Below are 7,862 nucleotides of genomic sequence, written 5' to 3' on the forward strand. Positions count from 1 at the left end.
GCACCCTGCTGTGGGTGGGCCACGACAGCACCAACCTCACCGAGGGCACCGGCGGCCCGCAGGACCCCGCCGTGCTGATGACCGCGGAGGACCTGCTCCAGGACCTCGCCGGCACCGACGGCATCGCGGGCACCGACGGCATCGCGGGCACTGACGGAATCGCCGTGGACGTGGAGCGTGCCGAGCGGGTGGCGCGGGTGGTCACCGCCGAGGAAGGCCACGGCGCCGAGGTCGAGCGGACGGCATGGGACTGCCTGCTCCGCCTCACCCGACGGTGAGCGGGGCACCGGTCCCCTCCTGACGTCAGCGGTCGGCGAGCTCCCCGAGCCGGGCGAGCGCACGCGCGAGCACCGGGTTCTCGTCGCCCTCCCGGGTGGCCACGACCAGGTCGACGCCGGGCGTGCCGACCAGGGGCACGTAGACCACGCCCGGGACGTTGAGGGCCGCGGTGGGCTCGGGCACGATCGCGACCCCGAGCCCGGCGGCCACGAAGGTCACCAGCGTCGAGGTCTCCGCCACCTCGTGCACGACGTCGGGCTCGAGGCCGGCGCCCTCGAAGAGGTCGTGGACCAGTGAGCTCATCACGCTGCGGCCGCTGCCGGCATGCACGATCAGGCCCTCCCCCGCCAGGTCGACGACCCGCAGCCGCTTGCGGTCGGCGTACCGGTGCTCCTGGGGCAGGGCGACCAGCAGCCGCTCGCGGCGTACCTCGCGGATCATGAGCCCCGACGTGTCCGGCAGCCGCCGCAGCAGGGCGAGGTCGAGCGAGCCGTCGTGCAGCGCGGCGGCCTGGTCGGGCGAGAGCATCTCGCCGCGGAACCCGAACTCCACGTCGGGCAGCTCGACGCGCWGCGCCTTCGCGAGGGCGGGCAGGAGGGAGTACGTCGCCGACCCGACGCACCCGACCGTCAGCCGCCCGGTGCGTCCGGCCGCGATCCTGCTGGCCACCTCGCCGGCCGTGTCGACGGCGGCGAGGATCGCGCGGGCGTGGTCGAGGTACGCCGACCCTGCCGGCGTCAGGTCCACGCGCCGCGTGGTGCGGGTGAGGAGCGTGACGCCGAGCTCGGACTCGAGCTGCCGGATCTGCTGGGAGAGCGGCGGCTGGGCCATGTGCAGCCGCTCGGCGGCGCGACCGAAGTGGCGCTGCTCGGCGACGGCGACGAAGTAGCGGAGGTGGCGCAGTTCCATCCACTCATACTTGCAGCGTTTCAGTGCGCCCGTGACAGACGCTGAGGCATATCACCGTCCGTCCGGCACCGCCGGTCGCTAGGGAGCTACCGCGCTACCCAGGGACCGAAGGTGCGGCGCTGGGGCGCCCAGTCCGCGGCGCTCGTCGCCTCGTCCTCGAACCGCACCGCGACCCGGATCCTCCTCGGGTCGCCCAGACAGGGCCGCGGGACGCGGAGCGCCACGGGCGCGCCGCTGAAGATGTCGGCGTGCGCCCGCATCCCCGGGCACTGGACGAAGCGGGACGGGTGCCGGCCGAAGGGCCGGACGAGACCGAGGCGATCCTCGAAGCCGGAGTTCGGGCTGAAGGCGACGTGGTAGGTGGACCGGGGACCACGCCCCGTGTCGATCCAGAACATGTAGAGCTGGCCGGCGGCCAGCGGGACGGTCGAGCGGACCCGCACGGCGACTGCGTCACGGTGGACGACGCGCACCCGGGAGATGTCCACCGACGTCGAGTCCCCGACGGGGTCGTCGTACGCCGTGGTGTCCGCGGCCGCTGATCCGAGCGGCACCGCCCCGATCACGCCGTTCACGGCGATCGCGCACACCACCGCCGCCCGCGCGGCCCACCTCATGGCGACCATCTGAGTCCCTCCCCCTGCTCGCCCTCGTCTCTCGGTCGAGCGTGCGGAGCGTAGCAAGGTCGATCCGCGCAGGGCCGGCCGCGAGCGCGTTCAGGACGTCTGACGTCTCAATGGTCGCGAAATGAGTACTTCACTGTATTGAAGGTCACGACTAGGTTCGACCACATGACCGACATCGTCATCTGTGATCCCGTACGCACCCCGGTGGGTCGCTACGGGGGCGCCCTCGCCTCCCTGTCCGCCGTCGACCTGGCCTCGACCACGCTCGCCGAGCTCGTCCGACGCACGGGGCTGCAGGAGGGGGACGTCGACGACGTCATCCTGGGCAACTGCTACCCCAGCGGCGAGAACCCGGCCATCGGCCGGATCGCCGCACTCGACGCCGGCCTCGGCACCGGAGTCCCCGGCGTCCAGCTCGACCGCCGCTGCGGCTCGGGCCTGCAGGCCGTGCTGTACGCCGCCTCGCAGATCGCCAGCGGCGCGGGCACGCTCATCGTCGCCGGTGGTACCGAGTCGATGTCCAACGTCGAGCACTACGCCCTCGGCCTGCGCAAGGGTGTCCGCAGCGGCGGCATCGAGCTGATGGACCGCCTCGTCCGGGCCCGTGAGACCGCCGGCGGAAGGGACCACCCCGTCCCCGGCGGGATGCTGGAGACGGCCGAGAACCTGCGCCGCGAGTACGGCATCTCCCGGGAGGAGCAGGACGAGCTCTCGGTCCGCTCCCAGCAGCGGGCGGGCGCCGCTCATGAGGCCGGCCGGTTCGCCGACGAGCTGGTGCCGGTCACCGTCCCCGGCCGGCGCGGCAAGCCCGACGTGGTCGTCGACCGCGACGAGCACCCGCGCCCCGACACCACCCTCGCGCAGCTGAGCGCCCTGCGCCCGGTGCGCGAGAGGATCGACCCGGACTCGACCGTGACCGCCGGCAATGCCAGCGGCCAGAACGACGGCGCGGCCATGTGCGTCGTGACCACGCGCGAGGAGGCCGAGCGCCGTGGCCTGCGGCCGTTGCTCGCCCTCAGGTCATGGGCCGTCGCCGGTGTCGGCCCCGAGGTGATGGGCATCGGCCCGGTCCCCTCCACCGCCGCCGCCCTCGAGCGCGCCGGCCTCACCCTCGACGAGATCGACGTGATCGAGCTCAACGAGGCGTTCGCCGCCCAGGTGCTCGCCTGCCTGCGCGAGTGGAAGGTCGACCCGACCGACGAGCGGCTCAACCCCAACGGCTCCGGCATCTCGCTGGGCCACCCGGTCGGCGCGACCGGCGCGCGCATCCTGGCCACGCTGGCCCACGAGATGCAGCGCCGCGAGTCGCGCTACGGGTTGGAGACCATGTGCATCGGCGGCGGCCAGGGCCTCGCGGCGATCTTCGAGCGGGTCGCCTGATGTCGGCCGTCGCCGTCAACCACGTCGTCAGCGGCCCCGATGACGCCCCGGTCGTCGTGCTGTCCAACTCGCTGGGTTCCACGATGTCCATGTGGGACGCCCAGGCCGACGAGCTGGCCCGGCACTTCCGCGTCGTGCGCTACGACACCCGCGGGCACGGGGGCTCCCCGGTGCCCGAGGGTCCCTACGACATCGACGACCTCGCCGACGACGTGGTCGGACTGCTCGACACCCTCGGCGTGGAGAAGGCGCACGTCGTCGGCCTCTCGCTCGGTGGGATGACCGGCATGCGCCTGGCCGCCCGACACCCCGAGCGGGTGGATCGGCTCGTGGTGCTGTGCACCGGCGCCCACCTGAGCCCGTCCAGCGGCTGGCGCGACCGCGCGGCCACCGTGCGCGAGCAGGGCAGCCCCGCCGTCGCGGAGGCCGTCGTGGCGCGGTGGTTCACCCCGGCGTACCTCGAGACCCATCCGGACGTCCGGGCCGCGAGCGAGGCGCTCGTCGCCGCCACGCCCGCGGAGGGCTACGCGTCCTGCTGCGAGGTCATCGCGGCTATGGACCTGCGCGCCGACCTCGCCTCGATCAGCGCGCCGACCCTGGCCATCGCCGGGGCCGACGACCCGGCCACGCCGCCACGGCACCTCGAGGCCATCGCCGCGGGCGTCCAGGACGGCCGGTTGCTCGTCGTACCGGACGCGGCGCACCTCGCCAACGCCCAGCAGCCGGCGACCATCACCCCGGCGATCATCGAGCACCTCACACCCTCGGACACAGACACGGAGCAGACGTCATGAGCCTCGACAAGCTGGTCGCCAGCGCGGCCGACGCCGTCGTCGACATCCCGTCCGGGTCGAGCGTCGCGGTCGGCGGCTTCGGCCTGGCCGGCATCCCCACGTTCCTCATCGAGGCTCTCCTCGAGCAGGGCGCCGACGACCTCACCGTCGTCTCCAACAACTGCGGCGTCGACGGGGCCGGCCTCGGCCTGCTGCTGGAGCAGCGACGGATCAGCCGCGTCATCGCGTCGTACGTCGGGGAGAACAAGGAGTTCGGTCGCCAGTACCTCGCCGGCGAGCTGACCGTCGAGCTGACCCCGCAGGGCACGCTGGCCGAGCGGCTGCGGGCCGGCGGCTCGGGGATCGGCGCGTTCTTCACCCCGACCGGCGTCGGCACCCTCGTCGCCGATGGCGGGCTGCCGTGGCGCTACGACGCGGAGGGCACCGTCGTCCTCCAGTCGCCGCCCAAGGAGGTGCGCACCTTCCACGGCAGGGAGATGGTCCTCGAGGAGTCGATCGTCACCGACGTCGCCCTGGTGCGTGCCGCGGTCGTCGACCGCGCCGGCAACTGCGTCTTCCACGCCTCGACCCGCAACTTCAACCCCGCCGCGGCCATGGCCGGTCGGCTGACGATCGTCGAGGCCGAGCGCGTCGTGGAGGTCGGCGAGATCGGGCCCGACGAGGTCCACCTGCCCGGCGTCTTCGTGCAGCGGGTGGTCGCCCTGACCCCCGAGCAGGCCGCCCGCAAGGACATCGAGAAGCGCACCACCCGCGAGAGGACGCCCCGGTCATGACCGAGCAGAGTGCCGACCGAACCGGCTGGACCCGCGACCAGATGGCGGCGCGGGCCGCCTTGGAGCTGCAGCCGGGTGAGTACGTCAACCTCGGCATCGGACTGCCCACGATGATCCCCGGCCATCTGCCCGAGGGGTCGACGGTGACCTTGCACGCCGAGAACGGCATCCTCGGCGTCGGCCCCTTCCCCTACGACGAGGACGTCGACCCCGACCTCATCAATGCCGGCAAGCAGACGGTGGCGGTGCTGCCCGGGGCGTCGTACTTCGACTCCTCGCTCAGCTTCGCGATGATCCGCGGCGGCCACGTCGACACCGCCGTCCTGGGTGGCATGCAGGTCGCGACCAACGGCGACCTGGCCAACTGGATGGTGCCCGGAGCCATGGTCAAGGGCATGGGGGGCGCGATGGACCTGGTCAGCGGCGCCCGACGCGTCATCGTGCTGATGGAGCACACCACCCGCGCCGGAGGGCCCAAGCTGGTGGCCTCCTGCGACCTCCCGCTCACCGGCCGCGGGGTCGTCTCGAGGGTCATCACCGACCTCGGCGTCCTGGACGTCACCGGCGACGCRTTCGCGCTCGTCGAGCTCGCCCCCGGTGTCACCGCCGAGCAGGTCGTCGGGCGCACCGGCGGCCGCGTCCTGCTGCCGGCCGGGGTCTGACCGTGAGCCCCTCGGGGACTCGCGAGGACTGACGCACGTCCGCGCCTCGCGGGCGGCTTGCGACGGGCGTGCCCGCGCAACTGGCGGCGTACGACAGGCGTGCCCGCGCAACTGGCGGCGTACGACAGGCGTGCCCGCGCAACTGGCGGCGTACGACAGGGATCTCGGCGTTCCCCGTGTCGTGCGCCGCCAGCTGCCGAGCGCGACCCGGTGGCGTCCCTCGCGGGCCGCGGTCAGCAGCGACCCAGGCGAGCAGATTGATCGTCCGCGCTTATCAATCACCCGCATACGCGACCTTGTCCTCGATCAATGTCGGGATCTACCGTGAATCGAACGCGTGACGGACCTCACCATCCGAACCCCGACGGAGGCACACACCATGGAGCTGCGGCACCTGCGCTACTTTGCCGCCGTCGCCGAGACGCGCCACTTCGGTCGCGCGGCCGAGCGGCTGCACCTGGCCCAGCCGGCCCTCTCCCAGGCGATCCGTCAGCTCGAGGCCGAGCTGGGTACGCCGCTGCTCGTCCGCACGACCCGCCACGTGAGCCTCACCCCCGCCGGCGAGTTCCTGCGCGGCGAGGCCGCCCGGATCCTGGACGCCGTCGAGGACAGCGTGCGCGGTGTCCGACGCATCGCCGAGGGACGGCAGGGGCTGCTCCGCATCGCCTTCACCGGCACCGCGGCCCACACCCAGCTCCCCCGGATCGCCCGGGCGGTGAAGCGGGAGCTGCCCGGTCTGGCGCTGGAGATCAACGCCGACCTGTTGACCCCCGCCCAGGTGGCGGGTCTCACCGACGGCAGCCTCGACCTCGGCGTGCTGCGCCCGCCCACGACCGGCGACGGGATCACCCTGCGCACCATCGAGCACGAGCCCCTGGTCCTCGCGCTGGCCGGTGACCACCGGCTGGTGGACCGCCAGACCATCGCGATGGCAGACCTCCGCACCGAGGACTTCGTCCTGTTCGCCGGCGCCAGCTCGGTGGTGAGCGCCGCCGTGCGCCGCAGCTGCCGCGAGGCGGGCTTCGCCCCCCGGGTCGCCCACGAGGCACCCGGGATCTCGGTGATGCTGCCGCTGGTCGCCGCCGGCCTGGGGATCGCCCTCGTCCCGGCCTCGGTGCGGTCGGCCCCGCTGGACGGCGTCGTGTTCCGCGACGTCACGGACGCGGCCTCCCTCGACCTGGCCCTGGCGTGGCGCACCGACGACACCGACCCGGCCCTGCTCTCGGTCCTCGGGGTGCTCGAGGCCGCCGGACTCTTCGCCGGCACCCCGGCCCACCACCCTGTCGACCCCGACCCCGACCCCGACCCAGAACCCGCTCCCGCACCCGACGAGGCCCGACGATGAAGATCACCAGCGTGGAGGCGATCCCCTTCGCCATCCCCTATGCCAAGCCGCTGAAGTTCGCCAGCGGCGAGGTGCACGCCGCCGAGCACGTCCTGGTCCGCGTGACCACCGACGAGGGGGTCGTCGGAGTCGCCGAGGCCCCACCACGCCCGTTCACGTACGGCGAGACGCAGGCCGGGATCGTCGCCGTGATCGACAGCATCTTCGCGCCCCAGGTCACCGGGCTCGACGTGATGGAGCGCGAACAGATCCACGCACGGCTGTCCCGCACCGTCGGCAACCCCACCGCCAGGTCCGCTCTCGACATGGCCGTCTGGGACGCGATGGGCCAGTCGCTGGGCTACAGCGTCACCGAGCTCCTCGGCGGCTACACCGATCGCATGCGCGTCTCGCACATGCTCGGCTTCGATGAGCCCGCGGCGATGGTCGCCGAGGGCGAGCGGATGCGCGACACCTACGGCATCACCACCTTCAAGGTGAAGGTCGGCCGCCGCCCGCACACCCTCGACACCGCCGTGGTCCGCGCCCTGCGCGAGGGCCTGGGCGACGACGTCGAGCTGTACGTCGACGCCAACCGCGGCTGGTCGGCCTCCGAGTCCGCCCGGGCGATGCGGGAGATGGCCGACCTCGGGCTCACCTTCGCCGAGGAGCTGTGCCCGGCCGACGACGTGATCGGGCGGCGTTGGCTCGTCCAGCAGCTCGACGTGCCCCTCATCGCCGACGAGTCCGTCGTGACCCCCGCCGAGCTGACCCGTGAGGTCCTCGGCGGCTCGGCCACCGCCGCGAGCATCAAGACGGCACGCACCGGCTTCACCACCAGCCGCCGTGTGCACCACCTCGCCGAGGGGCTCGGTGTCGAGCTCGTGATGGGCAACCAGATCGACGGCCAGCTCGGGTCCCTGTGCTCCCTGGCCTTCGGCTCGGCCTTCGAGCTGACGTCGCGGCGAGCCGGCGAGCTCTCCAACTTCCTCGACATGACCGACGACCTGCTCGCCGAGCCCCTCGAGATCCGTGGCGGCGAGCTCGTCGTCCGCCCGGGTCCCGGCCTCGGCGCCGTCCTCGACCCCGACAAGCTCGCGCACTACCGCCGGGAC

The 7,862-nt window shown here is 73.1% G+C and carries 8 protein-coding genes and 1 pseudogene; 7 read left to right on the forward strand and 2 right to left on the reverse strand.

Going from position 1 to position 7,862, the window contains the following annotated elements; all coding sequences use genetic code 11:
* Positions 1 to 278: pseudogene (locus ACXJKL_RS09315) on the forward strand (hypothetical protein); the annotation flags it as partial.
* Positions 279 to 303: 25 nt separating this feature from the next.
* Here the strand turns inward: ACXJKL_RS09315 and ACXJKL_RS09320 are convergent.
* Complete coding sequence (locus ACXJKL_RS09320; protein WP_457206786.1) at positions 304 to 1,188, reverse strand: LysR substrate-binding domain-containing protein; 885 nt, start codon at positions 1,186 to 1,188, stop codon at positions 304 to 306.
* 86 nt (positions 1,189 to 1,274) lie between these two features.
* Positions 1,275 to 1,814 carry a hypothetical protein gene (locus tag ACXJKL_RS09325; protein ID WP_457206787.1) on the reverse strand — a complete coding sequence of 180 codons (540 nt, stop codon included), beginning with the start codon at positions 1,812 to 1,814 and terminating at the stop codon, positions 1,275 to 1,277.
* A gap of 165 nt (positions 1,815 to 1,979) precedes the next feature.
* On the opposite strand from ACXJKL_RS09325, the gene ACXJKL_RS09330 reads away from it, so the two are divergent.
* The 6 genes from ACXJKL_RS09330 to ACXJKL_RS09355 all read left to right on the forward strand — a co-directional run.
* Positions 1,980 to 3,194, forward strand: coding sequence for an acetyl-CoA C-acetyltransferase (locus ACXJKL_RS09330; protein WP_457206788.1), 1,215 nt, complete (start codon positions 1,980 to 1,982; stop codon positions 3,192 to 3,194).
* On the forward strand, positions 3,194 to 3,988 hold the full coding sequence (gene pcaD / locus ACXJKL_RS09335; RefSeq protein WP_457206789.1) for a 3-oxoadipate enol-lactonase: 795 nt from the start codon (positions 3,194 to 3,196) through the stop codon (positions 3,986 to 3,988). The genes ACXJKL_RS09330 and pcaD overlap by 1 nt, the downstream gene beginning before the upstream one ends.
* Complete coding sequence (locus ACXJKL_RS09340) at positions 3,985 to 4,761, forward strand: CoA transferase subunit A (RefSeq protein ID WP_457206790.1); 777 nt, start codon at positions 3,985 to 3,987, stop codon at positions 4,759 to 4,761. Before pcaD ends, ACXJKL_RS09340 begins: the two co-directional genes overlap by 4 nt.
* Positions 4,758 to 5,423, forward strand: coding sequence for a 3-oxoacid CoA-transferase subunit B (locus ACXJKL_RS09345; RefSeq protein ID WP_457206791.1), 666 nt, complete (start codon positions 4,758 to 4,760; stop codon positions 5,421 to 5,423). The genes ACXJKL_RS09340 and ACXJKL_RS09345 overlap by 4 nt, the downstream gene beginning before the upstream one ends.
* A 379-nt stretch (positions 5,424 to 5,802) precedes the next feature.
* Positions 5,803 to 6,768, forward strand: coding sequence for a LysR substrate-binding domain-containing protein (locus ACXJKL_RS09350; protein WP_457206792.1), 966 nt, complete (start codon positions 5,803 to 5,805; stop codon positions 6,766 to 6,768).
* A partial coding sequence (locus tag ACXJKL_RS09355) for a mandelate racemase/muconate lactonizing enzyme family protein (protein ID WP_457206793.1) occupies positions 6,765 to 7,862 on the forward strand: 1,098 nt, incomplete at its 3' end. The genes ACXJKL_RS09350 and ACXJKL_RS09355, both read left to right, overlap by 4 nt.

Source organism: Nocardioides sp. P5_C9_2 (genome assembly GCF_054049555.1).

Bases quoted from the DNA above. Each gene is read 5' to 3' on its own strand.
- ACXJKL_RS09325 (WP_457206787.1), bottom strand. From the start codon at position 1,814: ATGGTCGCCATGAGGTGGGCCGCGCGGGCGGCGGTGGTGTGCGCGATC.
- ACXJKL_RS09330 (WP_457206788.1), top strand. From the start codon at position 1,980: ATGACCGACATCGTCATCTGTGATCCCGTACGCACCCCGGTGGGTCGC.
- ACXJKL_RS09340 (WP_457206790.1), top strand. From the start codon at position 3,985: ATGAGCCTCGACAAGCTGGTCGCCAGCGCGGCCGACGCCGTCGTCGAC.
- ACXJKL_RS09350 (WP_457206792.1), top strand. From the start codon at position 5,803: ATGGAGCTGCGGCACCTGCGCTACTTTGCCGCCGTCGCCGAGACGCGC.
- pcaD (WP_457206789.1), top strand. From the start codon at position 3,194: ATGTCGGCCGTCGCCGTCAACCACGTCGTCAGCGGCCCCGATGACGCC.